Source organism: Mesorhizobium silamurunense (assembly GCF_014843825.1).
Lineage (GTDB): Bacteria > Pseudomonadota > Alphaproteobacteria > Rhizobiales > Rhizobiaceae > Mesorhizobium > Mesorhizobium silamurunense.
In genome coordinates this window covers 1-24,510 of sequence record NZ_JHQR01000157.1, presented here as the reverse complement: position 1 = coordinate 24,510, position 24,510 = coordinate 1, and the positions used below count along the sequence as shown (strand labels likewise).

At 63.0% G+C, this 24,510-nt stretch carries 32 protein-coding genes; 15 read left to right on the top strand and 17 right to left on the bottom strand.

Annotated elements, in window-relative coordinates; translation table 11 throughout:
- From fmt to truA, 3 genes are all read left to right on the top strand, one after another.
- A partial coding sequence (fmt, locus tag DH10_RS17900; protein ID WP_192385140.1) for a methionyl-tRNA formyltransferase occupies positions 1–807 on the top strand: 807 nt, incomplete at its 5' end.
- Complete coding sequence (locus DH10_RS17895) at positions 804–1,310, top strand: GNAT family N-acetyltransferase (protein ID WP_192249304.1); 507 nt, start codon at positions 804–806, stop codon at positions 1,308–1,310. The genes fmt and DH10_RS17895, both read left to right, overlap by 4 nt.
- Positions 1,311–1,333: 23 nt before the next feature.
- Positions 1,334–2,152: a tRNA pseudouridine(38-40) synthase TruA gene (gene truA / locus DH10_RS17890; RefSeq protein WP_246506149.1), complete on the top strand. Its 819-nt coding sequence runs from the start codon at positions 1,334–1,336 to the stop codon at positions 2,150–2,152.
- On the opposite strand, the gene DH10_RS17885 is transcribed toward truA, so the two are convergent.
- The 4 genes from DH10_RS17885 to dapE all read right to left on the bottom strand — a co-directional run bounded on the left by DH10_RS17885 (position 2,101) and on the right by dapE (position 4,599).
- On the bottom strand, positions 2,101–2,418 hold the full coding sequence (locus DH10_RS17885; protein ID WP_192249301.1) for a type II toxin-antitoxin system RelE/ParE family toxin: 318 nt from the start codon (positions 2,416–2,418) through the stop codon (positions 2,101–2,103). The genes truA and DH10_RS17885 overlap by 52 nt on opposite strands.
- Positions 2,415–2,696: a type II toxin-antitoxin system ParD family antitoxin gene (locus DH10_RS17880; protein ID WP_192249298.1), complete on the bottom strand. Its 282-nt coding sequence runs from the start codon at positions 2,694–2,696 to the stop codon at positions 2,415–2,417. The genes DH10_RS17885 and DH10_RS17880 overlap by 4 nt, the downstream gene beginning before the upstream one ends.
- 95 nt (positions 2,697–2,791) lie before the next feature.
- Entirely contained in the window at positions 2,792–3,397 is a 606-nt protein-coding gene (locus tag DH10_RS17875; RefSeq protein WP_192249295.1) for a transporter, read from the bottom strand.
- Between the two features lie 2 nt (positions 3,398–3,399).
- Entirely contained in the window at positions 3,400–4,599 is a 1,200-nt protein-coding gene (gene dapE, locus DH10_RS17870) for a succinyl-diaminopimelate desuccinylase (protein WP_192249292.1), read from the bottom strand.
- Positions 4,600–4,715: 116 nt separating this feature from the next.
- Between dapE and DH10_RS17865 the strand changes: the two genes are divergently transcribed.
- On the top strand, positions 4,716–5,750 hold the full coding sequence (locus DH10_RS17865; protein ID WP_192249288.1) for a 2-dehydropantoate 2-reductase: 1,035 nt from the start codon (positions 4,716–4,718) through the stop codon (positions 5,748–5,750).
- On the opposite strand, the gene DH10_RS17860 is transcribed toward DH10_RS17865, so the two are convergent.
- The 4 genes from DH10_RS17860 to dapD all read right to left on the bottom strand — a co-directional run bounded on the left by DH10_RS17860 (position 5,725) and on the right by dapD (position 8,096).
- Positions 5,725–6,426, bottom strand: a complete 702-nt coding sequence (locus tag DH10_RS17860; protein WP_192249285.1) for a hypothetical protein — start codon at positions 6,424–6,426, stop codon at positions 5,725–5,727. The genes DH10_RS17865 and DH10_RS17860 overlap by 26 nt on opposite strands.
- 15 nt (positions 6,427–6,441) lie before the next feature.
- Positions 6,442–6,819, bottom strand: coding sequence for a DUF805 domain-containing protein (locus DH10_RS17855; RefSeq protein ID WP_167484095.1), 378 nt, complete (start codon positions 6,817–6,819; stop codon positions 6,442–6,444).
- On the bottom strand, positions 6,812–7,171 hold the full coding sequence (locus DH10_RS17850; RefSeq protein ID WP_192249283.1) for a DUF805 domain-containing protein: 360 nt from the start codon (positions 7,169–7,171) through the stop codon (positions 6,812–6,814). Before DH10_RS17850 ends, DH10_RS17855 begins: the two co-directional genes overlap by 8 nt.
- Before the next feature lie 70 nt (positions 7,172–7,241).
- The gene (dapD, locus tag DH10_RS17845) at positions 7,242–8,096 is read right to left on the bottom strand and encodes a 2,3,4,5-tetrahydropyridine-2,6-dicarboxylate N-succinyltransferase (protein WP_192249280.1); all 855 of its coding nucleotides are present in this window, start codon (positions 8,094–8,096) and stop codon (positions 7,242–7,244) included.
- Positions 8,097–8,239: 143 nt separating this feature from the next.
- Between dapD and DH10_RS17840 the strand changes: the two genes are divergently transcribed.
- Positions 8,240–9,079: an LOG family protein gene (locus DH10_RS17840; RefSeq protein ID WP_192249278.1), complete on the top strand. Its 840-nt coding sequence runs from the start codon at positions 8,240–8,242 to the stop codon at positions 9,077–9,079.
- Positions 9,080–9,197: 118 nt separating this feature from the next.
- Here the strand turns inward: DH10_RS17840 and DH10_RS37655 are convergent, their stop codons facing one another.
- The 3 genes from DH10_RS37655 to DH10_RS17830 form a co-directional block, all read right to left on the bottom strand.
- Positions 9,198–9,641: a LuxR C-terminal-related transcriptional regulator gene (locus tag DH10_RS37655; protein ID WP_281396766.1), complete on the bottom strand. Its 444-nt coding sequence runs from the start codon at positions 9,639–9,641 to the stop codon at positions 9,198–9,200.
- Positions 9,638–9,820, bottom strand: a complete 183-nt coding sequence (locus DH10_RS37650; protein ID WP_312891260.1) for a response regulator transcription factor — start codon at positions 9,818–9,820, stop codon at positions 9,638–9,640. Before DH10_RS37650 ends, DH10_RS37655 begins: the two co-directional genes overlap by 4 nt.
- A gap of 503 nt (positions 9,821–10,323) precedes the next feature.
- The gene (locus tag DH10_RS17830) at positions 10,324–11,298 is read right to left on the bottom strand and encodes a sensor histidine kinase (protein ID WP_192249275.1); all 975 of its coding nucleotides are present in this window, start codon (positions 11,296–11,298) and stop codon (positions 10,324–10,326) included.
- On the opposite strand from DH10_RS17830, the gene DH10_RS17825 reads away from it, so the two are divergent.
- The 3 genes from DH10_RS17825 to DH10_RS17815 all read left to right on the top strand — a co-directional run bounded on the left by DH10_RS17825 (position 11,285) and on the right by DH10_RS17815 (position 12,786).
- A complete protein-coding gene (locus DH10_RS17825; RefSeq protein WP_210327815.1) occupies positions 11,285–11,695 on the top strand; it encodes a hypothetical protein in 411 nt (136 codons plus the stop codon). The two genes, DH10_RS17830 and DH10_RS17825, sit on opposite strands and share 14 nt — an antisense overlap.
- A 153-nt stretch (positions 11,696–11,848) precedes the next feature.
- Positions 11,849–12,274 carry a hypothetical protein gene (locus DH10_RS17820; RefSeq protein WP_192249272.1) on the top strand — a complete coding sequence of 142 codons (426 nt, stop codon included), beginning with the start codon at positions 11,849–11,851 and terminating at the stop codon, positions 12,272–12,274.
- A gap of 131 nt (positions 12,275–12,405) precedes the next feature.
- The gene (locus DH10_RS17815; protein ID WP_192385139.1) at positions 12,406–12,786 is read left to right on the top strand and encodes a hypothetical protein; all 381 of its coding nucleotides are present in this window, start codon (positions 12,406–12,408) and stop codon (positions 12,784–12,786) included.
- A 42-nt stretch (positions 12,787–12,828) separates the two neighbouring features.
- Here DH10_RS17815 and DH10_RS17810 read toward each other — a convergent pair whose 3' ends face one another.
- Complete coding sequence (locus DH10_RS17810) at positions 12,829–13,536, bottom strand: pyrimidine 5'-nucleotidase (RefSeq protein ID WP_192249267.1); 708 nt, start codon at positions 13,534–13,536, stop codon at positions 12,829–12,831.
- 150 nt (positions 13,537–13,686) lie between these two features.
- Here DH10_RS17810 and DH10_RS17805 point away from each other — a divergent pair, with 150 nt between their 5' ends.
- The 3 genes from DH10_RS17805 to DH10_RS17795 all read left to right on the top strand — a co-directional run bounded on the left by DH10_RS17805 (position 13,687) and on the right by DH10_RS17795 (position 16,226).
- Positions 13,687–14,448 (top strand): GGDEF domain-containing protein, encoded by a 762-nt coding sequence (locus DH10_RS17805; protein WP_192249263.1) that lies wholly within the window; start codon positions 13,687–13,689, stop codon positions 14,446–14,448.
- Between the two features lie 168 nt (positions 14,449–14,616).
- Positions 14,617–14,790, top strand: a complete 174-nt coding sequence (locus DH10_RS17800; protein WP_192249260.1) for a hypothetical protein — start codon at positions 14,617–14,619, stop codon at positions 14,788–14,790.
- Positions 14,787–16,226 (top strand): GMC oxidoreductase, encoded by a 1,440-nt coding sequence (locus DH10_RS17795; protein ID WP_192385138.1) that lies wholly within the window; start codon positions 14,787–14,789, stop codon positions 16,224–16,226. Before DH10_RS17800 ends, DH10_RS17795 begins: the two co-directional genes overlap by 4 nt.
- 76 nt (positions 16,227–16,302) lie before the next feature.
- Here the strand turns inward: DH10_RS17795 and DH10_RS17790 are convergent, their stop codons facing one another.
- Positions 16,303–16,470, bottom strand: coding sequence for a hypothetical protein (locus tag DH10_RS17790; protein WP_181170310.1), 168 nt, complete (start codon positions 16,468–16,470; stop codon positions 16,303–16,305).
- A 95-nt stretch (positions 16,471–16,565) separates the two neighbouring features.
- On the opposite strand from DH10_RS17790, the gene DH10_RS17785 reads away from it, so the two are divergent.
- Positions 16,566–17,057 carry a MarR family winged helix-turn-helix transcriptional regulator gene (locus DH10_RS17785; RefSeq protein ID WP_192249254.1) on the top strand — a complete coding sequence of 164 codons (492 nt, stop codon included), beginning with the start codon at positions 16,566–16,568 and terminating at the stop codon, positions 17,055–17,057.
- A 144-nt stretch (positions 17,058–17,201) separates the two neighbouring features.
- Here the strand turns inward: DH10_RS17785 and phhA are convergent, their stop codons facing one another.
- Complete coding sequence (gene phhA, locus DH10_RS17780) at positions 17,202–18,035, bottom strand: phenylalanine 4-monooxygenase (RefSeq protein ID WP_192249250.1); 834 nt, start codon at positions 18,033–18,035, stop codon at positions 17,202–17,204.
- Between the two features lie 138 nt (positions 18,036–18,173).
- Between phhA and DH10_RS17775 the strand changes: the two genes are divergently transcribed.
- On the top strand, positions 18,174–18,650 hold the full coding sequence (locus tag DH10_RS17775; protein ID WP_192249247.1) for an Lrp/AsnC family transcriptional regulator: 477 nt from the start codon (positions 18,174–18,176) through the stop codon (positions 18,648–18,650).
- A 381-nt stretch (positions 18,651–19,031) separates the two neighbouring features.
- Positions 19,032–21,011, top strand: a complete 1,980-nt coding sequence (locus tag DH10_RS17770) for a putative bifunctional diguanylate cyclase/phosphodiesterase (RefSeq protein WP_192249244.1) — start codon at positions 19,032–19,034, stop codon at positions 21,009–21,011.
- A 141-nt stretch (positions 21,012–21,152) separates the two neighbouring features.
- On the opposite strand, the gene DH10_RS17765 is transcribed toward DH10_RS17770, so the two are convergent.
- Positions 21,153–22,214, bottom strand: coding sequence for a class I SAM-dependent methyltransferase (locus tag DH10_RS17765; RefSeq protein ID WP_192249241.1), 1,062 nt, complete (start codon positions 22,212–22,214; stop codon positions 21,153–21,155).
- 303 nt (positions 22,215–22,517) lie between these two features.
- Between DH10_RS17765 and DH10_RS17760 the strand changes: the two genes are divergently transcribed.
- On the top strand, positions 22,518–22,739 hold the full coding sequence (locus DH10_RS17760) for a hypothetical protein (protein ID WP_192385137.1): 222 nt from the start codon (positions 22,518–22,520) through the stop codon (positions 22,737–22,739).
- 106 nt (positions 22,740–22,845) lie between these two features.
- Here DH10_RS17760 and argB read toward each other — a convergent pair whose 3' ends face one another.
- Positions 22,846–23,739 carry an acetylglutamate kinase gene (gene argB, locus DH10_RS17755; protein ID WP_192249238.1) on the bottom strand — a complete coding sequence of 298 codons (894 nt, stop codon included), beginning with the start codon at positions 23,737–23,739 and terminating at the stop codon, positions 22,846–22,848.
- A gap of 242 nt (positions 23,740–23,981) precedes the next feature.
- A partial coding sequence (locus DH10_RS17750; protein ID WP_246811588.1) for an amidase family protein occupies positions 23,982–24,510 on the bottom strand: 529 nt, incomplete at its 5' end.

The following is a 24,510-nucleotide window of genomic DNA, read 5'->3' as shown; positions in this document are numbered from 1 at the left end:
CTGGAGCTGACGCCCTCGCCGGTGCAGCGCGAGGCGGAGCGGCTCGGCCTCGAGGTGCGGACGCCGGCATCGCTCAAGGGCGAGGCTGAGCAGCAGTCCTTTGCTGCCTTGCGGGCGGATGTCGCCGTGGTCGTCGCCTATGGCCTGCTCCTGCCGAAACCCGTGCTGGAGGCCACCAAACTAGGCTGCCTCAACGGCCATGCCTCGCTTCTGCCGCGCTGGCGGGGCGCCGCGCCGATCCAGCGCGCGATCATGGCCGGCGATGCCGAGACCGGCATGATGGTGATGCGCATGGAAGAAGGTCTCGACACCGGTCCGGTGGCGATGGTTGAAAAATCTCCCATCGGACCCGATATGACCGCCGGCGAATTGCATGACCGCCTGATGGCGATAGGCGCTTCGCTGATGGTGGAAGCGCTGACGCGGCTGGGGATAAATTGTCTGACATTTACCCAACAGGCGGCGGAAGGGGTGACCTACGCCCGAAAGATCGATAAATCGGAGACACGCGTAGACTGGACGCGGCCTGCCGGCGAAGTCCACAATCACATTCGCGGCCTCTCGCCCTTCCCGGGCGCGTGGTGCGAGGTCGAAATTGGTGGCCGCATGGAGCGGCTGAAACTGCTTCGCTCGACGCTTTCCAATGGCGTCGGCGAGTCGGGAGGAATTCTCGATGACCGGCTGACGGTCGCCTGCGGGTCAGGCGCGGTGCGGCTGGTCGAAGTTCAACGGGCGGGCGGAAGGCCCGCCGCCGCGCAGGAGTTTCTGCGCGGGGCCAAGATCGAAAAAGGAATGAAACTCAAATGAGCATGATGTCGATACGCGCGGCGACGCCGCGGGATCGCGAGGCGATCCGCCTCGTCGAAGAGCATGCCTTCGGCCAGCAGGCGGAGGCCGGCCTGGTCGACGCGCTGGTGGCCGGTGGCGACACCGTCGTCGAACTGGTTGCCGAAGAAGACGGCCAGGTCGTCGGCCACATCCTGTTTTCCAGGCTTTTCGTGCAGAATGGCGGCAAGCGGTTTGCGGCGCTCGCGCTGGCGCCGCTGGCGGTCGAGCCGTCCTTCCACGGCACCGGTATCGGCGGCGCGCTGATCCGCGAGGCGCATATCCGCCTCAAGGAAGTCGGCGAGACGCTGGCCGTGGTGCTCGGCGATCCGGCCTATTACGGCCGCTTCGGCTACACCCACGCCCGTGCCGAAAAATTCGAAAGCGAGTACCAGGGCGAGGCGCTTCAGGCGCTGGCCTGGGGCGACGCGCCCGAGACCGGCAAGCTGGTCTACGCTTCGGCTTTCACCGCTTTAGCCGCCTAGGCGAGCGCCAAAGTAGAGCTGGCATGCCGCGTTTTCGTCTCGACATCGAATATGACGGCAGCCAGTTCGCCGGCTGGCAGCACCAGGCGGACCAGCCTTCTGTGCAGCAGGCGATCGAGCAGGCGATCGAAAAGTTCTGCGGCGAAGCGGTAAGAATACGTGCCGCCGGCCGCACCGATGCGGGCGTGCACGCCACCGCCCAGGTGGCGCATGTCGATCTCGCCAAGGCTTGGACGGGCGACAAGGTGCGTGATGCCGTCAACGCTCATCTGCAGGCTGCCGGCGCGCGCATTGCCATCCTCAAGGCAGCGGTCGTCGCCGACGGCTTCGACGCGCGCTTCTCGGCTACCGGCCGCCATTATCTCTACCGCATCCTCAACCGCCGCGCCCCATCGGCGCTGGAAAAGGGCAAGGTCTGGTGGGTGCCGAAGCGCCTCGATGCCGAGGCCATGCACGAGGCGGCGAAGGTGCTGCTCGGGCGGCACGACTTCACCACCTTCCGCTCGACCCAGTGCCAGGCCGAGAGCCCGGTCCGCACGCTTGACCGTCTCGATGTGACCCGCGCCGGGGACCTCATCGAGGTACGGACCTCTGCGCGCTCCTTCCTGCACAACCAGGTGCGCTCGATGGTCGGATCGTTGCGGCGCGTCGGCGACGGCTCCTGGAGCGCCGCCGACCTCAAGGCGGCACTCGAAGCGCGCGACCGCGCCGCGTGCGGCCAGGTTGCGCCGCCGGACGGGCTGTTTCTGGTGGGGGTGGATTATCCCGCGGTTGCCGAAGGACACGCCGATCAGCCGGCGCCGCCCTCGGTGAGATCGTCCGACCAATTGGCCCCGCCATAGAACAGGCGCAAGATCACCACGCGTTCCGGTTCCACGATGAAAGCAACGGTTACTCGGCGTTCAAATCCCACGACACGAAGATCAGGCCGCACGTCATCACGGCGGGTGCCGCGTTCGGAGCCATATTCGAGGCGCTCACAGAAGGACCGTATGCGACTGTCGTAGCGGTCGGCCGTGGTCGCGCTGCTGGCCTCCGCAATGAGGTTGTAGATTCGATCGAGATCGTCGCCGGCATCAAGCGTGTAGACGACCGCGCGACGCTTCACGGTTTCTTCTGCAAATGGGTCTCATGGCGTTTGCGCGCCCGTTCGGCCATTTCCTCCGGCGAGATGCCCTTGCCGGGATTTGCCTTCCAGGCATCATAGGTCGGAGCGACTTCCTCGCGCAACCAGCGCTCCACGGCGGCATCGCGCTCCTGAAGCGCGCGAAGCCCGGCGCGGATGACCTCGCTACTGGTTGCATAGGCGCCTGATCGAACGAGCTGATCTATAAAGGCGGCTTGCTCAGTCGGAAGGCTGAAAGTGCGTTTTTCCGTGGCCGACACTGGCTCCCTCCTCAAGGCTCGGTATGAAATTATCATACCATCCTGACGATGAATTAAAAGGACGATGAATTAAAAGACCGCCTTCGGTTCGAAGATCAGCCCCTCGCACCGTCCGGCATGTCGATGCCGAGCAGCGCCTGCAGCCCGAACAGGACGAGCAGCGAGGCCACGAACATGCCGGCAAACACCGTGCTGCCGACGGCGGCGCCCTTGCCGATCGCCGCGTTGGTCATGCGCCAGGTCAGCACCATCGACAGCGCGAACAGAAGCAGCGAGACCAGCCCGCTGATCTCGTCGGTCGGGGGCAGGAACAGCCTCAGCAGCGCCGACGGCAGCATCAGCCAGGCGATGATCGCGGAGGCCCAGTTGGAGGCGACGACATAATGGACGAAGCGTCCGCCGATGCCGGCGCGCGGCGCGACCAGCGCAAGCACCACCAGCGGCAACACCCAAGAGCCGATGTCGACGGTTGCCAGCCGGATCAGCATGCTGAGCCGCCCGGCGAATGCGTTCGGGTCGCCGATCTCGTTGGCGATGCCGACCCAGCCGACGATCAACGCCGGCAACGCCACGATGATGGCGAAGAAGGAATTCCAGAAACCGTCCGCCGAAAGGTCGAGCATGCGCAGACCGTCGGCCTTGCCGAACATCAGCCGCCAGGCGCCGGCCAGCGAAGCAAAGGTTTCGTCCGTTGAGAGCATGGTCACTTCAGACCTTGTCCGAACCAGTCCTCGATAAAGCGCTCGTAGATCCGCGTCAGCGTCTCGAGATCGGCGACCGCCACCCGTTCGTCCACCATGTGCATGGTCTTGCCGACCAGCCCGAACTCGACCACTGGGCAAAAATCCTTGATGAAGCGCGCGTCCGACGTGCCGCCGGAGGTCGAGAGCGCCGGTGTCTTGCCGACCACCGCCGCAACCGATGTGCTCAGCGTGTCGATCAGCTTCTCGTCGCGGGTAAGAAAGACATGGCTCGGCCGGTCGCGCCAGACAAGCTCGTAGTCGACCGCGGTCTTCTTGCCGGGTCGGTATTTCTTGCGTCCGGCCGCCTGGTCGAGCCGGTTGTGAATCTCGGCCTGGATGGTCTCGGCGGTCCAGGTATCGTTGAAGCGGATGTTGAAGGTGGCCGTCGCCTTGGCCGGGATGACATTGGTCGCCGGGTTGCCGACATCGATCGACGTCACTTCAAGATTGGTCGGTTGGAAATCCTTCGTTCCCTTGTCGAACACCGGATGGAGCAGCGCGTCGACCAGGCTGATGAGACCGCGCACCGGGTTGTCGGCAAGCTGCGGATAGGCGGCATGGCCCTGGCGGCCGTTGACGATGACGCTGCCGGAGAGCGAGCCGCGCCGGCCGATCTTGATCATGTCGCCGAGCGCGTCCGGATTGGTCGGCTCGCCGACGATCGAGGCGTCCCATCTCTCGCCTTTGGCGGCCGCCCAGTCGAGCAGCTTCGTCGTGCCATTGATGGCCGGTCCTTCCTCGTCACCGGTGATCAGCAGCGATACCGAGCCCTTGGGACCGCCATTCGTCTCTATATGGCGCGCCACCGCAGCGATGAAGCAGGCGATACCGCCCTTCATGTCGACGGCGCCGCGGCCATACATCTCGCCATTGGCGATCTCGGCGCCGAAAGGCGGATGCGTCCAGGCCGCCTCGTCGCCGACCGGCACGACGTCGGTATGGCCGGCAAACATCAGATGCGGGCCGTTGCCCGAGCGGCGCGCGTATAGGTTTTCGATGTCCGGCGTGTCGTCCTCCGAGAACACCGGCCGCTCGACCGAGAAGCCGAGCGGCTTCAGCATGTCTTCCAGCGTCTGCAGCGCGCCGCCTTCGGCAGGCGTCACGGAAGGACAGCGGATCAGGGCGGCAAGGTTCTGTGCGGGATCGGTCGGCAATTTCATGGGCAAAGCGATAGTCGAAAGCAACGGGCCTGTCACGGTCGGACATGGTGGGCGATCACGCCGCCGACATTATGGTTTTCATGTCGTATAGTTGCGAGCCAAGTCGGGACGATTGCATGGCCAAGGCAGACAAAACCATCGCCGTCGCCGGCGCCGGCAGCATCGGCTGCTATGTCGGCGGCTGCCTGGCGCTCGCCGGCCGCAAGGTCGTCTTCCTGGGTCGCGGGCGCATCGTCGAAGCCATGTGCAAGGACGGGCTGCGGGTCAGCGATCTCGACGGCCGCGACCGCCGCATCGGGCCTGAGGCGCTTACGGCCACCGACGATCCGGCGACCGCATTGCGCGACGCCGATATTGTCCTTGTGGCGGTGAAGAGCGGCGCGACGCAGGAGATGGCGGCTGAGATCGCCGCCCACGGACGCCCGGACGCCGTCGTGATCAGCCTGCAGAACGGCGTCGGCAATGCCGACCGGCTGCGCGCCGGGCTTCCCGGCCGGCGAGTGCTTGCCGGCATGGTGCTGTTCAACGTGGTTCAATCGCCGGATGGAGAGACACCGTTCCGGGTCCATCGCGCCAGCGAGGGCGACGTGAGGATCGAGGACGGGGTCGATGGCCTTGTCGACCTGCTCGACGTCGATGGGCTTGCCGTCGAAGCACGCGCCGACATGAAGGCGGTGCAGTGGAGCAAGCTGCTCTTCAACCTGAACAACGCGTTGGTGGCGCTTTGCGACTTGCCGCTGGCCACGCAACTGGCCGATCGGCGCTGGCGGTTGATCCTTGCCGACCAGGTCGACGAGGCGCTCGTTGCCATGAAGGCCGCAGGCATCAAGCCGGCGCGGATTGCCGCGCTGCCGCCGGCGCTCTTGCCGAAGGTGCTGAGGTTGCCGGACTGGCTGTTCAAGCTGTTGGCGCGGCGCATGCTCGCCATCGACCCCAATGCCCGCTCCTCGATGTGGGACGATCTCCAGCGCGGCCGGCCGACCGAGATCGACGAATTGCAGGGCGCGATCCTGCGGCTCGCGCAAAAGACCGGCGTGGCGGTGCCGCTGACAAAGCGCATCATCGCGCTGGTGCGTCAGGCGGAAGCGGACAAGCGCGGCCCGCCCGGGCTGGGCCCGGATGCCGTCACTGGCGGTCTTCGATCAGCGTGATCTTCTGCCAGATCTTGCGCGACAGGTTGGAGGCCAGGTTTTCGATATCGTTGACCCCGTCGATGACTACGTCGTCGTTGACCGACTGGGCGAACAGCGCCGCGATCTTGCCGGTGATCGACAGCATTTCCGAGCAATAGTCGAGATAGCGGGCAAGGTCGGCCGCGTTGGTGATGCGTGCGGGCGAATGCGCGGTCGGCTTGAAGTCGGCCGACAACGCGGCCGGATCCTTGGTCAGCTGATGCATATCTATGACATGGATCAGCGAGCGCAGTCCGTGCAGTTGCCGGAAGACCTTCTTGCGTTTTATCCGTTCCTCGGTGCGGATCAGCGCCAGCAGCCCAAGTACCGCCAGAATGACCGTGTTGATCGTCGCCTTGATGCCCTGCACCGACTGCACCGCATCGTCGGCACCCGAGATTCGGTCGAGCGGCAGGATGGTGCCGACGAACAGGAACATCGCCGCCCCGGCAATGAAGGCCGCGACGATGACGCCGCGCAGCCACCAGATCGGCGCCTCCAGTTCCTTGGCGGCCTTCGCCAGGTCGCCCGACAGCGCGACCAGCTCGCCGGCGACGCCGCGCAGGCCGGCTTCCGGAAAACGCTCGGCGACCCGCTCCTCGAGCCGTTTGGCGGTCTCGATGATCAGTTGCGGATCGAGCGTGCGGTTGCGCATGGCCGCTTTGGCACTTCAGCGGTCAGCCGGCGCATTCGTGCGGCTGCCGTAGCGATTGGATCCGGGTTGTCCCGGAAACAGGCAGAGCACCAGGAAGGCGATGATCGATACGACGGGGACGAACAGCACCAGCGCCGCGATGCCGGGCTTGTCGAGGTCGTGCAGCCGCTTCACCGCCAGCACGATGTTCGACCACAGCGAGGCGAGGAAGGTGAGGAAGAAGACGAACGACCACATGTTGCTCTCGGCCGAGCCTTCCGGCACCAGCGTGAAGCGGTAGAGCGGGAAAGCCTGGACGAGCGCCACCAGCAATCCGCCGAGGAAATAGGCGGCGCGGCTGACGCGGCCCGAGGTTTTGAAGAAGAGCCAGATGAAGTCTGCTTTTTCAGGCAAGCGGGTCCGGTCCGTATTGATTGGCGCCCCTGGTGCCTTCGAGGATGCCGAGTTCGATGAGCAGCCAGATGCCGATGATGGGGATAAGGCCGATCAGCGTCCACCAGCCCGACTTGTTACGGTCGTGCCAGCGTTTGGCGTAGAGAGCAATCGAGAAATAGATCGATGCCAGCATGACGAGGATGCCGACGACGCCGACCTGGGCGCCGCTCTCGGTGGTGAAACGTGTGTCGAGGATCGAATCGAGAATGAAGGCTACGATGGCAATGACGATGAATATGCCGATGCCGGCCCAGAACTTGGCGCGGTTGATGCGGCCGTCGAAACTCGTCAGCAGATACTTCCAGTCCATGACGCCCCTCCGTTGAACCGGCGCGACGGAATGTCGCGCCGGCGGAAGGTGCGTCCGTTTCCGGAAAAGATCAATCGCGCAGCAGTTCGTTGATCGATGTCTTGGAGCGGGTCTTGGCGTCGACGCGCTTGACGATGACGGCGCAGTAGAGGCTGGGTCCCGGCTCGCCATTGGGCAGCGGCTTGCCCGGCAGCGATCCGGCGACAACCACGGAATTTGCCGGCACCTCGCCGTAGAAGACCTCGCCGGTGGCGCGGTCGACGATCTTGGTCGATTGGCCGATGAACACGCCCATGCCGAGCACCGAGCCTTCGCGCACGATGCAGCCTTCGACCACCTCGGAGCGCGCGCCGATGAAGCAATTGTCCTCGATGATGGTCGGGCCGGCCTGCATGGGCTCCAGCACGCCGCCGATGCCGACGCCGCCCGAAAGATGCACGTTCTTGCCGATCTGGGCGCAAGAGCCGACCGAGGCCCAGGTGTCGACCATCGTGCCCGTGTCGACATAGGCGCCGATATTGACGAAGGACGGCATCAGCACCGCGCCCGGCGCGACATAGGCCGAGCGGCGCACGACCGAGGACGGCACGGCGCGAAAGCCGGCCTTCTCGAAATCGACGGCGCTCCAGCCGTCGAACTTCGACGGCACCTTGTCCCACCAGACCGCCTGCCCCGGACCGCCCTTGATGATCTCCATTGGGTTCAGCCGGAAGGAGAGCAGCACCGCCTTCTTCAGCCACTGGTTGACACGCCATTTGCCGTCGTCCTGCCGCTCGGCGACGCGGGCCACGCCGCGATCGAGCAGGTCCAGCGCCGACTGGATGGCGTCGCGCGTTTCGCCGCGAGTCGCGGTCGAAATCGTATCGCGCTCCTCGAAGGCCTTTTCGATGGTCTTTTCGAGGCTCGCCAGATCGGTCTTCGACATGAAATTGCTCCATTACAAAGCTGTTAAGGGCTGCGCCTTAACCTGTTTTGAAATCGCGCGGACCCTATGTGAAGCCTTGATGAGGGTCAATCGCGGCTGCGTCACGGGACGGCGCAAGTAAGGGAATTGGAACGGTGGACTCAATGACACCCATGGAAAAGGCGGGCTGGACGCCGCTGCCGCATTCGGACGAGGATCTGGAGCGGTCGAAAAGCGTGCCGGACACGCCGCAGACGCGAGCCGAAACCTATCGCCTGGCCTGGAACGATCCCGACTTCATGACGCGGCGCGAATTGCGCCCGGTGCGCCTGCAACTCGAGCTCTTGAAGCCGGAGATGATCCTCGCCGAACGCGGCATCAGCTCGACGGTCATCTTGTTCGGCGGCGCCAGGCTGCCGGAGCCGGGCGGCGTCGCCTGGGCGGCGAAGAACGAGACGCAGAAGAAGAACCTCGAGCTGAACAGCAAATACTACGAGGAGGCGCGCAAGTTCGCCCGGCTCTGCTCGCAGCAGTCGGCCGCGTCCTACTACCGCGAATTCGTAGTCGTCACCGGCGGCGGCCCTGGCGTCATGGAAGCCGGAAACCGCGGCGCCGACGATGTCGGCGCGCCGTCGATCGGCCTCAACATCGTGCTGCCGCATGAGCAGGCACCAAACGCCTATGTGACGCCGGAACTCTGCTTCAACTTCCACTATTTCGCCATCCGCAAGATGCATTTCGTCATGCGCGCCAAGGCGGTCGCCGTGTTTCCGGGCGGCTTCGGCACGATGGACGAATTCTTCGAGACGCTGACGCTGATCCAGACCGGCCGCATGGAGCGCGTGCCGGTGATCCTGTTCGGCAAGACGTTCTGGCAAAGGGCGATCGACCTCGATTTCCTCGCCGAGCAGGGCACGATCTCGCCCGGCGACCAGGACATCATCGATTTCGTCGACACCGCCGAAGAAGCCTGGGACATCGTCCGCCGCTTCTACAATCTCTAGAGCAATTACAGGAAAAGTGTGTAACGGTTTTCTGTCCGGAATTGCGTAAAAACAAAGGGATAGAGCGGTTCGGCGTTTCCGTGAAACGGTGAACCGCTCTGAGGCAGCCGGCCGGCCGTTACTGCAGCTCGGCCAGCCAGCCGTTCGATTGCGCGAAGCGAACGATGGCGGCGCGGGAGTGGAGCTCCAGCTTGTCGGTTGCCCTGGTCCGGTAGGTTTCGATGGTTTTTATGCTGAGGTTGAGCCGCGAGGATATCTCCTTGTTGCTGTAGCCAAGCGCAACCAGCTGGATCACCGACCGCTCCCGCTCGCTGAGATTCCCCGGATCGCATTGCGTGCCATGACGGGGGCTTAAGATGCGCGCGGCAAGCGCCGGATCGACATAATTGTCGCCGGCCAGCACGCATCGGATGGCCTGCAGCAGATCCGTCGCGGTCGACCTTTTGACCACGAAGCCGCGCGCCCCGGCGGCCAGCACCTGGCGCAGGCAGCCGGGGTCCTCATGCGCCGTCAGCGCAATGCAGCCGAGCTCGGGAAACCGTTCGACGAGCCGTTCGATCAACGTGACGCCGTTGACGCCGGGGAGTGAGATGTGTCGACCACGGCGACGTCGGGAAGGGCCTTGCCTATGCCCGCGAGGGCCTCGTCGGCATTCGCCGCCAGTCCGACGATCGTCAGATCGTCCTGGCTGTTGATCATCGCACCCACGCCGGACAGGATGATCGGATGGTCGTCGACCACGAATATGCGCCTGCAGCACACCTATAACCTCCATCAGTCTGTCAAAGGGCCCGTCCCTTGGAGCGGTCCCCCTTGTGCTTGATGGTCTAGGCAACTGCCCCGCCTGGCGCGGGACGCCCGTCTGTTTCAGCAAAGCCGCGACGCGGCCGCAACGGGTAAGCCATCCCCCGCCTGACCCATGGGGCGGATTGTAAGCCGCGGCCGACGATTTCGGATGTGGAACGCTTCACTTAGAGCAATTCCAGGAAAAGTGCATAACGGTTAGGCTCGGCGCCTTCGCCGCGCCGTAGCCTCCGTCCGGAATTGCGTAAAAACAAAGAGATAGAGCGGTTCGCCGTTTCCATGAAACGGTAAGGCGCTTTGGAGCATGATGCCGAAGAGTGTGAAGCGGTTTTCGGACGACATCATGCTCTATCTCTTTGATTTAGAGCCGGATTCAGATTTCGAATCGACTCGATCCGAAATCATCCGGCTCTAGGGCGTGCAGCCATTTGTCAGAGCGCTCAGTCGCTCAAAAGCACGTCGGCATAGATGGCGGTCCCCCTGCCCTTGGCGGTTTCGACCGTCAGTTCGCCTCCGATCAAGGCAAGGCGCTCTTTCATCCCCGCAAGCCCCAAATGGTGAGGGCCGGGCGCGACGGTACCGTCGAACCCATGGCCGTTGTCCTCGACGGCCAGCCGCAGTTTGTTGTCCCAAATGTGGGCCGTAACGCTGACCCGGCCCGGCCGGGCGTGCTTGCCGATGTTGGTGAGGGCCTCCTGCGCGATGCGATAGAGCGTTAGGGCGACTTCGAGCTCGAGCGGCCTCGACAGGGCTTCGAGATCCACATCGCCGGGGATGCCGAGCTGAGCGCACAGCATGCTGACCAGATCCTCGACCGAGGCGCGAAGTCCCAGGCGATCGAGGTCTGCTGGCCGCAGGCTCCAGGCAGCGTCGTGCACCCGGGCGCTCAACTGGTCGATCAATTGGGCGGCGCGCGCCAGGCGGGCATCGAGTTCCGCCGAGTCCGCGCGGATGCTGTGTAGTTCCAGCGCGACGCTCGCCAGCATCTGGCCCAGATCGTCATGCAGCTCGCGTGACAGGCGCAGGCGCTGTTCCTCCTGCACGGCAATCAAGCGCCGCGCCAGTCTCCGGCGCCGGGCCTTGTCGTCCTTGCCTGTAGCGATACCCGCCTGCATCAGCCCTTCTCTTCTCGTTGCCGTCGCGGGCGCAAGCCGTTCACGGTCGCCGAGAAAAGGCATGAATGTCTGTTCCTCCGGCAACATACACCGGACATATGCCGTTATGCGTGTCAGTTTTTTCCCGATGCCTTTAACTTTTCCTGACAAGAGCATCAGCTGAAAAACCCACAGACTATGCCGATCAGCCCCGATGTTGCGGCGACGTTTCTGCGCGCATCCTTTTTGCGTGGTCCCGGTCATCTTGTGCTGGCCGGGATGTTCAACGCAAACCAAGGAGAACGTCATGAGGAAGATCATTCTGGCCGCGGCTGTCCTGTCGGCTCTGACAGGTTCGGCATCCGCATTGTCGATCGGTAGCGGCAACGGCAACGGCAACGTCGGGGTCGGCAACGGCAACGGGAACGGCAATGCCAACACCGGCGCCTTCAACGGCAACTTCAACGGCAACGGCAATTTCGGCTTCGGCAACGGCAATGGCAACGGCAATGCCAACATGGGTGCCTTCAATGGCAACTACAACGGCAACCTCAATGCCGGCGCCGCCAACGGCAACGGCAATGGCAACGGCAACTGGGGCCTCGGCAACGGCAACGTGAACGGCAACGGCAACTGGGGCTTCGGCAACGGCAATGCCAACGGCAACGCCAATGCGGGCATCGGCAACGGCAACGGAAACGGCAACGCCAACCACTAGCGTCGCCAACCACTAGCGTCGAAAGACGCTGACGCTTCTGGGATCGCCGAGCCGCGCGCCCGTCCCCCACGCAGGGCTATCGCGACATGTCGCCGGCGGTCCCAGTCCTTTTCCGGAGATCCTTTTCAAGCAAGCGATGGAAGGAGTTCGCAGATGAAACGGTGTGTCATACCGGCGCTTTGCCTGGGGCTGCTCAGTGCAACCGCGGTGAAGGCCGACACCACGACGGGCAGCCAGGCCTTCAGCATGTCGCGCGTCCAGCAAACCGCCGGCCAATACGGCCAGTATATCGGTTCGAATGTCAGGGGCATGGACCCGCTCGGCAGCCTGGGCGGCAATGTCGGCTACAAGAACACCGGCAGCGGCAACGTCGGCGCCTTCAACAGCGGCACCGGCAATGTCGGCGCCTTCAACGGCAACGACAACACGTCCTCGACGAGCGGAAACCACAACATCGGGGCTTTCAACGGCAACGGCAACACCGGCGAATATGACGGCAACACCAATGTCGGCGCGTTCAACGGCAACGGCAATGCCGGCGCGTTCAACGGCAATTTCAACGGTCGAGGAAACCACTGATGGCCGGACCATCCGCTTCGGTCCGGCGTGGCACTCGCCAGGCGGCCGCGAGGCTGTCCGGCGGTATCGGCCTTGCGGTTTGCACGCTGCTTGCCGCGATCGTGGTTGCCGATGCCTCGACGGTGATCAGGATGGCCGATCTTCCCATCGGCCGCGGCCCCATCGACCATGGACATGTCGCGATTGCCGGTCCTAGCGTCGGTCTGGGCGACGCCGATGGCTCAAACGGCAATTGGAATTCCGGCAATTTCAACGGCAATGGCAATCGCGGCAGCTTCAACGGCAACGGCAACACCGGCGATTTCAACGGCAACGGAAATGCCGGCAGCTTCAACGGCAATGGCAACGCGGGCAGCTTCAATGGCAACGCCAATTGCGGCAGCGGCTTCGGCAACGGGTTTTCGTCCGACGGCAACGGCAACGGGAACCATCGGGACGTCCCCGAGTGGTGCCGGTTCCTGAAAAACCTGAACGGTCAACTGCCGCCGGGCGCGATTCCGGACTTCGACTAACGCGTGCCGCCGAAGGCGGCGCGCCGGCAATCTGGAGTTGGTTCAGGCCGGGACTTCGACGATCGCCGTCAGGAAGTCGGCGAGATTGTCGGTGACGAAATCGACATCGTCCTCATTGGCCGGATCGCGCTCCCAGATCTCCGAGAAAGTCGGCTCGAAATTGCGCGGCACAACCAGCACCGTCGTCATGCCGAGCGATTTCGGCACCGAGAGATTGCGAGCCAGATCCTCGAACATCACCGCGTTGTGGCCGGTGACGGAATGCAGCTCGGCGAACCTTTCATAGGTCTGGCGCGCCGGCTTGGGGTTGAGACCAGCCGCGACGATGTCGAAGATGGCGTCGAAATGGTCCAATATGCCGAGCTGGCGTGCCGTGCGCTCGGCATGCCTGCGGTCGCCATTGGTGAAGATGAACTTGCGGCCCGGCAACTGCCGGATCGCGGCGCCGAGCACCGGATCGGGCACCAGCCAGGAATAGTCGATGTCGTGCACCTTCTCGAGGAAGTCGTCGGGGTCGATGCCGTGGCGCGTCATCAGCCCATTCAGCGTCGTGCCATACTCCAGGTAGAGATCTTTCTGCAGCTTGCGCGCCTCCTCGCGCGAGAGCGTCAGCAGCTCGCCGATATAGGCGGTCATCTTCACGTCGATCTGCGCGAACAGATTCGAATGATGCGGATAGAGCGTGTTGTCGAGGTCGAACACCCAATCCGTGACATGGGCAAAACGGGCGGGGTCGGGTGTCGTTGTCATGGCTTCCTTATGGCATGCCGGCGCTGACTTTATCCACAACTTCTGCGCGTCGCGCACGGTGAAAATAACCTCTCGCTTCAAATTTTAATCGTCCCGGAAAGGTCACCTTCAGCGCTTGCTGGCACAGAAGCAGTCCGGTGGGAGACAGCGATGAGTCGCATAATTTTGAAGTCCGCAGCCGTAGCGTTCGCTTCGGTCGCCGTCTCGCTTTTGTTGACGCTGGTTGTGGTCCCGGCGATGGGCTTTGCTGTCAGCCGCACCGTCTGGCTGACGGCCACGATCTGCCCTTTGATGCTCGCCTGGATCGCCAGCGCGGGCACCTTCTGGCAAAGCGACCGCCTGAAGAATGCGCATCGCGAGCTTGCCCGTGCGCATGCGCAGCTTGCCGCCTCCCACAGGCGCCTGTCGGAGAAGGCAAGCCGCGACGACATGACCGGCATGCTCAACCGCGAGAGCTTCTTTGCCGCGCTCGACGGTTCCCGGCGCAAGGCCGATCGCGGCGCGCTGCTGATCATCGATGCCGATCATTTCAAGACCATCAACGACAATTACGGTCACCTGACCGGCGACGATGCGTTGCTTCTGATCGCCGGCGCCATCGAGCGCGGCGTGCGCAGCGGCGATGTGCTCGGCCGTATCGGCGGCGAGGAGTTCGCCGCCTTCCTGGTCGGCGCCATCGAGCCGGAGGCAAGGCGCGTGGCCGAGCGCATCCGCCGCGAGGTCGAACTGATCCGCTTCCGCCCAGTCGACGAGCGGACCGTTTCGTTGACCGTCTCGATCGGCGGCATCACCTGTGGCGAGAGCGCCACCGTGTCGGAGCTGATGCGCGCCGCCGACCGCAGGCTCTACGAGGCCAAGCATCGTGGCCGCAACCTCTCCATTCTCGATCACGACATTTCGGAAGCCGCCTGAGGCCATGGGTGGGCGTTAGCAGATTCCTAACCCTTTCCAAATTCAACCGCGGCGATTGCGCGGTTGTAACGGGGTTTTCATCTAGACTTGGCACGGAATTAGCTTCTGCGGCGGCATGTGTGCCGCCCAGGAACGGCATGCTATCGAGCTCCCATCGAAAGACGTGTCATGAGCTATTTCATAAAAAAGATGTCGCGCCGCAAGATCGTGCAGGCGCTGATCGCGCTGCCGGCGCTGTCGCTGTTCCGCAACCAGTCCGCCGTCCCCAACCCAAACGGGATCGACCCCGACGAGATCGTGGAGGTCAACGGTTGGATCCTGAAGCGGAGCGATCTCGCATGATCTTCGACAGCTACGAGGCTTACAAGCAGGCAAGCTTCAAGCCGAAGGTCTGCATTCTCGGCTCCGGCCCTGCCGGCACCACGATCGCCAGGAAGCTGGGCGCCGCCGGCATTCCGGTCGCCGTCCTGGAGGCCGGCTCGCGCGAATTCAGCGACGAGTCGCAGGATTTCTACCGCGGCACCACGGTCGGCGATTACTATTTCGATCTCGACATCACCAGGCTGCGCTTCATGGGCGGCTCTTCCAACCACTGGGCCGGCTGGTGCCGCGTGCTCGACAGCCAAGACTTCGAGCCGAAGGCCTGGGCGCCGGACACCGGCTGGCCGATCAGCCGCGCTGACATCGAGCCCTATCTGCGGGAAGTCCACGACATCCTCGAACTGCCCGATTTCCGGCCGGATGTGCCGATTTCGGACGACATCCGCTGGGTGCAGCTGATCAAGAGCCCGGCCGTGCGCTTCGGCGAGAAGTTCGCCGACGAGCTCGACCGGAGCAAGAACATCGCCGTCGTGCTCAACACCTACGCAACGGAGCTCGCCGGCGACGGCAGGCGCGTCACCGGCGCCAGATTGTGGTCGAACGGCCAGGATGCCGGCGCCTTCACGGCGGATTATTTCATCGCCTGCACCGGCGGACTGGAGAATTCCAGGCTGCTTCTATGGTCGAATCAGCGCTCCAATGGCGGCGTCGTGCCGAACGCCGCCGCGCTCGGCCACTACTGGATGGAGCATCCGACCTTCCAGGGCGGCAACGCCATCCTCGCCAACTACAACGAGTTCGAGGTCGACGCCTCGAACGAGGCCTTCTTCTCGCCGACACTCGCCGCGATGGAGCGGCTGCGGATCCTGAATTTCGGCGTCCGCCTGATCGAGTCGCCTTATCCCAATGTCAAGCGGCTGATCGCCGACCTCGCCTGCACGGCTCCCGACATGGCGGAGTGGATGTCCTCCCAGCTTGACCAGAGGTTGCGCTGCGCCGCTCAGCTTTACGTCGCCTGGGAACAGGCGCCACTCGCCTCGAACCAGATCGAGCTGTCGAAGACCGATGTCGACCACGCCGGCGTGCCGCGCATCGAATTGCACTGGAAGAAGTCGCCGCTCGAGCGCCGCACGCTGCTGGAAGGCTTGAGGCTTTTCGGCACCACAATGGCGCAGAAGAATCTCGGCCGCGTCCGCATCGACGACTGGGTCAGCAATGGCGGCGACTACCCGACGAATGAGGAGACGGCCGGCCACCACCATATGGGCGGCTCCCGCATGGGCACCGATGTCCTGAAGAGCGTCGTCGACGCCAACTGCAAGGTGCATGGCATGGACAACCTCTATGTCGGCGGCTCTTCGGTGTTCTGCACCTCCGGACAGTGCAACCCGACGACCACCATCACCGCGCTCGCCTGCCGGCTGGGGGATCACCTCAGCAAGGTGATCACGGTCTGAGCCCCCGAAAGGCAGGCGGCGTCGGCGCCTGGAATTGGCAACCGGCGCCGCCGTGGCGCGCCTTTTGGGGTCAGATCTACAGTCCGTAAACGGCGACGCGCACCAGAACGGCCGCAGCGGCAAGTGCTACCAGCAGAATGCCGAGGCCGATGGGCGAGCCCCAGCCATACCACTCCATCGCCAGCTTGGCGTATTTGTACTCTTCCTCGTTCGAGAGCGGGGTGCGCTGTTGAATCAAGCTCATTGTTCACTCCTTGTCGGCGACTTTGCCCTTGCCTTGCAAAGGGTGGCGTCGCATATTGATACGATAGTCTGAATGTTAGGCGGATTGATAGTTAGATGATAGAAGTAAATTCGTCAAGCGCAAATCGCGCTGAAATGACAGCGGCTGTCAGCCTCGCCGTCATGCGCTGGCAGGACGCAACGCAGGCCTATGACGAGGCGGTGGGGGCGCGGCTCGGGCTGATCGCCGCCGAGCGGCATTGTCTGGGCCTGCTTTACGCAGGACCGCAATCGGCGGGCGCCGTAGCCACGGCAACGGGGCTGACGCCGGCGGCCGTCACGGCGTTGATAGACCGTCTGGAGGCGCGTGGGCTCGTCACCCGAACTCGCAGCCTGGAGGACAGGCGCAAGGTAGTGATCGAGGCGACCGAGCTGACCAGAGAGCTGTCGGAACGCTACTATGGCGCCATCGCGCGGGAGGGCGAGAAGGTGGTGGCGGACTTCAGTGACGCCGAGCTGGCGACCGTGCTGCGATTCATCAACGCCGCACTCGACCTGCAGAGCGAGCAGCTGGCGAGGCTCAAGGCCGAGCCGGCTCCGGCTGGCTGATGGCAGCGAGGGAGACGTTTTCCGGATAACCAGAGAGGTTCAGCCGCTTGGTCGGCGACTGAACCGCTCTGACCCGCCGGCTGGGCGAAAGCCGGACACTGAAGCGCGCCGCGTTGAAACAGTGAGGCGCCGCGCTTTTGATGCCTAGACCGTGGCCGGGTCGAGCGCCGGCTGACCCTTGAACCGCGTGATGATACCGGCGAGTTCGCCGCCGGCGAATGCGTCACGCAACGCGTCGAAGGACGGCAGCACGAAATAGGCGCGCTGGAACTTGTCAATCTCGTAGCCGGTGCGCATCACCGTCTCGAGGTCGAAAGGCACGTGGTGGGCGTCCTTGCTCTCGACCGCGAACTGCAACTCGGTGAAGGATGACATCAGCCCGGCGCCGAACGCCTTGAGCGGCTGGCCTGGTTCCTGGATGAGGCCGTATTCGGCGCTGTACCAGTAGAGCCGGGTGATCATCTCGTCGCCGCCCAGCGCGATCATGTCCTCGGCCTTCTCGCCATACATCTGCATGAAATCGGCGAACACCGGCTGCGTCAGGATCGGCACATGGCCGAAGAAGTCGTGGAACATGTCCGGCTCGACAATATAGTCGAGCTCCTGTCTGGTCCGCAGCCAGTTGGTGACGGGGAAGCGGCGGTTGGCCAGATGCTCGAAGAACGGGCCCGCGGGGATCAGCCCGGGCACCGCCACGATCTCCCAGCCGGTCGCTTTGCGCAGTTTCTCGCTGACGGCGTCGAAATCCGGAATCCTGTCGAGCAGGCCAAGCGCCGCGACGCCGTCGAGATAGGAGCGATGCGCGAGCTTCTGCGTCAGCTTCGTCTGGCGGTCGCAGAGCGTGCGCCACACCGCCTGCTCCTCGGCCGAATAATTGTACCCTTGAGCCACCGTGAAGTCGGAGCGGCAGACCGAATAGTCGCCGCGAAGGCCTTGCTCCGCGCATTCGCGGGCATAGTCGGCAACGCTGATCGTCATGTCTTCCTCCTCAAAATCATGATTCCCGGATCATGTCGGCATCGTAGCCGCGGCTCATGAGGCAAATCAGCCTTGTTTGTAGCCGCGCGACGGATTTCGAGATAAACTTCGCTCGAACTTATGCGGATAGGAGTGAAAATGCCTCAGTTGGATGAGTTCGAAATAAGAATGCTCGACATCCTGCAGCGCGACGGGCGCAAGACCGTATCGGAGCTCGCGCAGGAGATCGGCCTGTCGACCACGCCCTGCGCGCGCCGCTTCGAGGCGCTGCAAGGCGGCGGCATCATCAAGGGCTTTGCTGCCGTGCTCAGCCGGCGCGCGCTGGGCCTGACGGTCGAGGTGTTCATCCAGGTCCGCCTGGTGAGCCACAGCGACGGCTCGCCGGAAAGCTTCATCGCCGCCGTGCAGCGCATGGACGAGGTCTCGTCCTGCTGGACGATGACCGGCGACCACGATTTCCTGCTGCATGTGATGGTGCCGTCAGTGGACGATCTCAACGCTTTCGTCATGCACCGGCTGATGCGGCTGCCCGGCGTCCGCGACGTCCACACCCAGCTTGTGCTGCAGAATATCAAAGGGCCAGGTCACGTGCCGCTCAACCATTTGCGGCGTTAGATTGCGGTTCTGCGAAAACGAACCCGACAAAATGTTCGGGGTAAATTCAATCTGAACGATTTCCCCGGTATCAACTGAAATTAAGGTTATGCAAACCTTAAGAAAAGACATGCCTGGAGATTTACGGTAGCATCGACGTTTCGTTCGTCTTCTCTTGCGAGCCGGAAGAAAGTATGACCGCGCATTATTCTGTAGCTCCGGATTGTTGCCTGGAATCCTGGCGTGTCGCCAGGCCGGTTCGGCCGCACGATCCGTTTACCGCCGGTTAGCAACATTAGTGTCTTATAATGAACCAGTCTTGCCTTCGTCCTTCCGTGAGGACTTGACGGACTTCGCTTGCTCGAACCGTTCATGCGGAGGATGATCGCACAGGAGCGTTGCATGCAACTGACGGAGGATGTGGCTCAAAGGGTCACCGAAGCGATTTCACGCCCGCCGTGGAAATCCGCCGATCCGACGCTTTTTGCGATGTTGTTGCACAAAAACGCGGACCAGAATCGCAAGGTCGTGCGCTGGGGCATAGCGGCGGCCGTGTTGAGCTACATATCCTACGGTGCCTTCGACTGGTTTCTTTTCCCGGACCTTGCGGACCGTCTGGTCCTGACGCGCCTGACGTTGGGACTAACCTTCCTGGTGCTTGTCGAACTCGTTGCTCGACGCGGTTTTGCCGTCACCACTTTGCACTATGTTGCCGCCCTGGCGATCGTGGCCGGCGCAATCGGGTGGCTGCTGTCGGCGCTAGGAACGACGCATCAGGAGGCGCTATCCCATTTCATCATTTTCGGCACGGTGTTCATTCTCGGCGCCAACCTCTTCTTCAATTTCCGGTTATGGCTCTCGGCGCTGTCGTCGGCGACCGTGACGGTCGCCTTCGCGAGCGCCACGCTGTTCGTCCTTCAAGCCGACTTTGCCACCCGCCTGGTGCTTGCAACCTATTTCGCGAATTGCCTTGTTTTGTCGCTATATCTTTCATGGCGCCTCAGCATGGAGCGCTACCAGACCTTCCTGCATGCGCTTCAGGCGCAGATCCAGGAGCAGGTCGCCATCGAGAACGGGCAAAAGCTCATCGAGATCGCGGACACGGATCCGCTTACCGGGCTTAAGAACCGCAGGGCGATCACGCGGGAATTCGCGGAGTTGTGCAGGGAATGGGCCACGGACAATGACGAGATAGGCGTCATTCTCATGGATGTGGACTACTTCAAGCGGTTCAACGACCGGCTCGGCCATCAGGCCGGCGACGACTGCCTGATCGAGCTCGCCCGGGCCTTCGACGAAACGGCGGCTTCCAACCATGCCATCGCGGGACGCTACGGCGGCGAGGAATTCGTCGTGCTCTGCAAGGTCGCCGGACGGGATCATCTGCGCGAGATGACGCATCAATTCTGCCGGGCCGTCGAGGATTTGAAAATCTCCCATCCCGACCGGGATGACAAGCTCAACATCGTCACCATCAGCGCCGGCGCCTCGTTGACGCGCGCCGATCAAAGCATAGAGCTTCGGATCCTGCTGCAGGAGGCCGACCGCGCGCTCTATGCCTCCAAGTTTTCGGGTCGCGCGACATTCACGATCTATGACGCACAGGCCATCGACCAGAAGCGCGCCAGCCAGAATCTCTCAGAACTGCTCAAGCATGCCGTTGCGGAGGGACTTGTCTCGGTTGTCTATCAGCCGATCTGCGATGCGACATCCGGCCAGGTGCTTGGCCATGAGTCGTTGATGCGGCTGCGCGACTTCGACGGCAGCATGATCAGCCCGTCCGTGTTCATACCTGTCGCCGAGCAGACCGGCGGCATCGAGGAACTCGGGATGTGGCTGATCGATCGGGCCTGCGGCGACATGGTCGAGCATGGGTTGGGATCGGTCGTGTCGGCGAACGTGTCGGTCGTCCAGCTCAAGGCGCCGAATTTCCCGCTGCACATCGCCGAGATCCTCGGCAGGCATGGCATGGCGCCCCAGAAACTGGCGCTCGAAGTCACAGAAGGCAGCGATATCTTCCTGGAGGCGCAGGCCGCCAGAAATATCGAGCAGCTTCGAAACCTGGGCATTCAGATCTGGCTGGATGATTTTGGAACCGGGTTTGCCGGTCTGGCCTGGCTCCGTCGGTTCAAATTCGACGTCGTCAAGATCGACCGGAGTTTCCTGCACGACTGCCAGACGATCCGTGGTCTGAGCCTGTTGCAGGACATGGTCAGGCTTCTGCGCAATCTGGGCCACACTGTCCTGGTCGAGGGCGTCGAGACGAAAGAACAACAGAATTTGCTGCAGCATATGGGCATTCAGTCGGTGCAGGGCTTCCTCACCGGGCGCCCCGTTCCGATCGAAGAGATCAAGCAGGCCAGGCGGGAACTGGTCGCCTAATTTGAAGCAATCCAGCAGGAATGCAGAGCGGCGCTAATCCCGGCAAAACAGGATGTGGCGCCACGAGCTGCATCAAAAAGTCGGGCCGCTGCACGGCCCGACTGAAAATCAAAATGGATTGTGAGCGACTCCACTACCGCTCTATGCCGGCGCCCCGAGATCCCCGCGCTTGCGGATCTTGCCGTAAACGATGTTTCTGTTCGATCCGTAATAGACCTCGGCCTCGACGCGGTTCTTGTCCACCGCGGCATTGATGATGTCCCACATGTCGCTCGCCGAACGCAGGATGAGCGGCCAATCCATGAACGTCTCCATATAGCCGTCGGTCGTGATCTCGTCGCTGAAATTGGCGAAGAGGAATTCGCCGTCCGGCTTGACCAGTTCCATGGCCCGCTGAAGCAGGCGCGCGCCGACGGGAAGCGGCAGGTAGTCGTACAGGCCGGACGCGTAGACGAGATCGAACGTGCCAAGCGGATAGGCGCGCCGCAACAGGCCGCGCACGGATCCGTCCACGGCTTCCACGACCGTGCCGGCGAGGTCGCGGTTGACCGTGCCGACGCTCACCGGATCCTGGTCGAGACCGATCCAGCGCTTCAGCCTTTTCTCGGCCAGCGCCTTCGAGAGTTCTGCTTCCCGCAAATGGCCGCAAGCGATTGCCAGCACCTCGGCATTTTCTGCCCGCGCAGCCGTTTCGTCGACCGTTTTGGCCAGTATCTCGCGACGCTCGCGCCCCGCCACCGAGCTTGCCGCCTCGCTCGTATAGGCAAAGATCTCGCGGCCGAGATCGCTCGACGATGCCAAGATCTCGTTGGCGCTCGGATGCTTGTAGTAGATGTCCAGCAGTGTCGCGTCGCCCGAATAGCCGCGCGGCTTCTCGAAGGACCAGCGCGTGAACGGATCCTGTTTCAGATATGCCGCGACACGGTGCTGCTGAGCAAGCGGGATCAGTTCCTGCCACAGAGCCGGAGCGACATCGCGGCGCAGTTCGTGCAATCGACCCGCCAGGCGTTCGACGATTTGCCCCGCGGGCTCCTGGCGCGCGAAAGCCTGGTGGGCGAGGTCCAGCACGAGGGCGAGCTGGGCCGCCCGTGCCTTGAGCTCGACGGCGTCGACCGTCTCGGCGGACGCCGCCTTGTGCTTTTTGATCAATGTCGACGTGATCAGGCTTGCTTCATCAATTTTCAGGTCAGGATTGAGCGCCATATGGCCATTTCCTTGTGGTCCCCCGGCGACAATTATAGATGCATAGAGTTTTAATAAAAGTTTAGGAGAGACTGCATTAGTGGTAGCTAAAATATGATCGCCCGAAGGTTTGAACCGCCAAGTGCTACGGCGCCGTCAACGTACGCATGCGTACGACCTCAACGTCTTTCGTTGTTGCACTGGCTGACGCGTTTTCCTGGCATGCGGGAAGCTGCACGAAACTGCTGAACCGTGCCAAGGCTGGTTCGACTTCGGCAAATACGACCTGCAGACCGACACAAGGAAGGCCCGCCATGAAAGATCGTGCTGGTCAACCCGCCGCATACGGCCATCGGCAGCCGCGTGTCAGACGATCACCAGCCGCCTCTCCGCCTGTTGGCGATCGGCGGCCGCTGCTCGATGCCGACCATCTGGTGCGCCCTGGTCGACGCCGGATTCGGATGGTCTTTCAACGCCCGGGGCGAAAGCCGGCCGCGCCCGTCATCGAAGACGCGCGTGCCAAACGAAAGAAGATTAGCCGGCTGATTATGACAGTTCACCGTTTCATGAAACGGTGAACTTGCCCTCTCTCTTTGTTCTGACGCAATTCCGGACGGAAAACCGTGTCACACTTTTCCTGGAATTGCTCTTGTTACGGCACGATCAACGTGCCGGCGCCGTGCTCGGTGAACAGCTCGAGCAGCACGGAATGCGGCGTCTTGCCGTTGAGGATGACGACGCCCTCGACGCCGCGCTCGATCGCCTCGATGCAGGTCTCGACCTTGGGGATCATGCCGCCCGATATCGTGCCGTCCTTGATCAGCGCCTTGGCCTCGGCGACCGTCAGCTCGTCGATCAGCTTCTTGTTCTTGTCGAGCACGCCGGGCACGTCGGTGAGGAAGAGCAGGCGCGAGGCGCGGCAGGCGCCGGCAATGGCGCCGGCAAAAGTGTCGGCGTTGATGTTGTAGGTATGGCCGTCACGGCCGGGCGCCACCGGCGCCAGCACCGGGATCATTTCCGAGCGGGCGAGCAAATCGAGCAGCGTGCGGTCGACCTCGACCGGCTCGCCGACGAAACCGAGATCGAGCACCCGCTCGATGTTGGAATCCGGATCGATCATCGTCTTGCGCGCCTTTTCGGCGAACACCATGTTGCCGTCCTTGCCGCAGAGCCCGATCGCCCATTCGCCCTCGGCGTTGATCAGCGCCACGATCTCCTTGTTGATCGAGCCGGCCAGCACCATCTCGACGATCTCGACCGTCTTCTGGTCGGTGACGCGCAGGCCGCCCTCGAATTTGGATTCGATGCCCATCTTGTTGAGCATGGCGCCGATCTGCGGCCCGCCGCCATGCACGACGATCGGGTTTACGCCGGACTGTTTCAGGAGTGCGATGTCGCGGGCGAAGGCCTTGCCGAGCTCGTTGTCGCCCATGGCGTGGCCGCCATATTTCACCACCACCGTCTTGTTTTCGTAGCGCTGCATGTACGGCAGCGCTCTGGAAAGCAGCGCGGCCTGCATTTCGGCGGTGGCGGCGATGTCCGTCATCGGTGCGTTTCCCTAAGCGGCAAGGATGGCGGCCTCTTAGCGGGAAATGCCGCAGGCCGCAAACGGCTTTGCTGTCACAATTGCGAAATCTGCGAGTTCCAAGGTCTGTTGAGATTCAGGTCAGGCCGAGTCGAGAATGGTGGTTTTCGAGAACCGGAACGGAGCGTACTTTCTGGTACGTGAGTACCGGAAGCGCAGAAAGCCTCCATTCGCAGGCCGGCATCACCTGAATATCGACGACCTTAACCCGGCACCTTGAGCGGCGCGCGGCGCTTGAGCCATCCCGAAATTTTCTCCATCTGCCCGGCGAAGGACAAAAGCGTCTCCTCGTCGCCGGGCCGCCCCGCGGCCTGGATGCCGAGCGGCAGGCCGCCCGCCGTGACATGCACCGGCATCGCGATCGAGGGCTGGCCGCTGACATTGTGGATCGCCGGCCAGTGGGTGAACCACAGGCTTTTGTCCATCAGCTGGCCAAACACCGACTTGATCCTGAGCAGTCTGGTAAGATGCAATTTGTCGAGCAGATTTTCGATGAGCTCGTCGGCGCCTTTCGGGTCCATCGCGCCGCAGGCGAGCGGAGGATGGGCGATGATCGGCATCAGCACGGCATCGAAGCGCGCGGTCTCTTCGATCATCCGTCGCGCGGTGGCGTTGAGCCGCTGCACCGCGTCATAGACTTCGCCGGCGGACAGCATTTCGCCGAGGCGGCCGAGCACGCGCGTCGCGCGCTCGACCTCGCCGGTGACGGGGCGGCCGACACGCAGCGCCTCG

Bases quoted from the DNA above. Each gene is read 5' to 3' on its own strand.
- DH10_RS17895 (WP_192249304.1), top strand. From the start codon at position 804: ATGAGCATGATGTCGATACGCGCGGCGACGCCGCGGGATCGCGAGGCG.
- truA (WP_246506149.1), top strand. From the start codon at position 1,334: ATGCCGCGTTTTCGTCTCGACATCGAATATGACGGCAGCCAGTTCGCC.
- DH10_RS17875 (WP_192249295.1), bottom strand. From the start codon at position 3,397: ATGCTCTCAACGGACGAAACCTTTGCTTCGCTGGCCGGCGCCTGGCGG.
- dapE (WP_192249292.1), bottom strand. From the start codon at position 4,599: ATGAAATTGCCGACCGATCCCGCACAGAACCTTGCCGCCCTGATCCGC.
- DH10_RS17865 (WP_192249288.1), top strand. From the start codon at position 4,716: ATGGCCAAGGCAGACAAAACCATCGCCGTCGCCGGCGCCGGCAGCATC.
- DH10_RS17860 (WP_192249285.1), bottom strand. From the start codon at position 6,426: ATGCGCAACCGCACGCTCGATCCGCAACTGATCATCGAGACCGCCAAA.
- DH10_RS17850 (WP_192249283.1), bottom strand. From the start codon at position 7,171: ATGGACTGGAAGTATCTGCTGACGAGTTTCGACGGCCGCATCAACCGC.
- dapD (WP_192249280.1), bottom strand. From the start codon at position 8,096: ATGTCGAAGACCGATCTGGCGAGCCTCGAAAAGACCATCGAAAAGGCC.
- DH10_RS17840 (WP_192249278.1), top strand. From the start codon at position 8,240: ATGACACCCATGGAAAAGGCGGGCTGGACGCCGCTGCCGCATTCGGAC.
- DH10_RS17825 (WP_210327815.1), top strand. From the start codon at position 11,285: ATGAGGAAGATCATTCTGGCCGCGGCTGTCCTGTCGGCTCTGACAGGT.
- DH10_RS17830 (WP_192249275.1), bottom strand. From the start codon at position 11,298: ATGATCTTCCTCATGACGTTCTCCTTGGTTTGCGTTGAACATCCCGGC.
- DH10_RS17820 (WP_192249272.1), top strand. From the start codon at position 11,849: ATGAAACGGTGTGTCATACCGGCGCTTTGCCTGGGGCTGCTCAGTGCA.
- DH10_RS17815 (WP_192385139.1), top strand. From the start codon at position 12,406: ATGGCCGATCTTCCCATCGGCCGCGGCCCCATCGACCATGGACATGTC.
- DH10_RS17810 (WP_192249267.1), bottom strand. From the start codon at position 13,536: ATGACAACGACACCCGACCCCGCCCGTTTTGCCCATGTCACGGATTGG.
- DH10_RS17805 (WP_192249263.1), top strand. From the start codon at position 13,687: ATGAGTCGCATAATTTTGAAGTCCGCAGCCGTAGCGTTCGCTTCGGTC.
- DH10_RS17800 (WP_192249260.1), top strand. From the start codon at position 14,617: ATGAGCTATTTCATAAAAAAGATGTCGCGCCGCAAGATCGTGCAGGCG.
- DH10_RS17795 (WP_192385138.1), top strand. From the start codon at position 14,787: ATGATCTTCGACAGCTACGAGGCTTACAAGCAGGCAAGCTTCAAGCCG.
- DH10_RS17790 (WP_181170310.1), bottom strand. From the start codon at position 16,470: ATGAGCTTGATTCAACAGCGCACCCCGCTCTCGAACGAGGAAGAGTAC.
- DH10_RS17785 (WP_192249254.1), top strand. From the start codon at position 16,566: ATGATAGAAGTAAATTCGTCAAGCGCAAATCGCGCTGAAATGACAGCG.
- phhA (WP_192249250.1), bottom strand. From the start codon at position 18,035: ATGACGATCAGCGTTGCCGACTATGCCCGCGAATGCGCGGAGCAAGGC.
- DH10_RS17775 (WP_192249247.1), top strand. From the start codon at position 18,174: ATGCCTCAGTTGGATGAGTTCGAAATAAGAATGCTCGACATCCTGCAG.
- DH10_RS17770 (WP_192249244.1), top strand. From the start codon at position 19,032: ATGCAACTGACGGAGGATGTGGCTCAAAGGGTCACCGAAGCGATTTCA.
- DH10_RS17765 (WP_192249241.1), bottom strand. From the start codon at position 22,214: ATGGCGCTCAATCCTGACCTGAAAATTGATGAAGCAAGCCTGATCACG.
- argB (WP_192249238.1), bottom strand. From the start codon at position 23,739: ATGACGGACATCGCCGCCACCGCCGAAATGCAGGCCGCGCTGCTTTCC.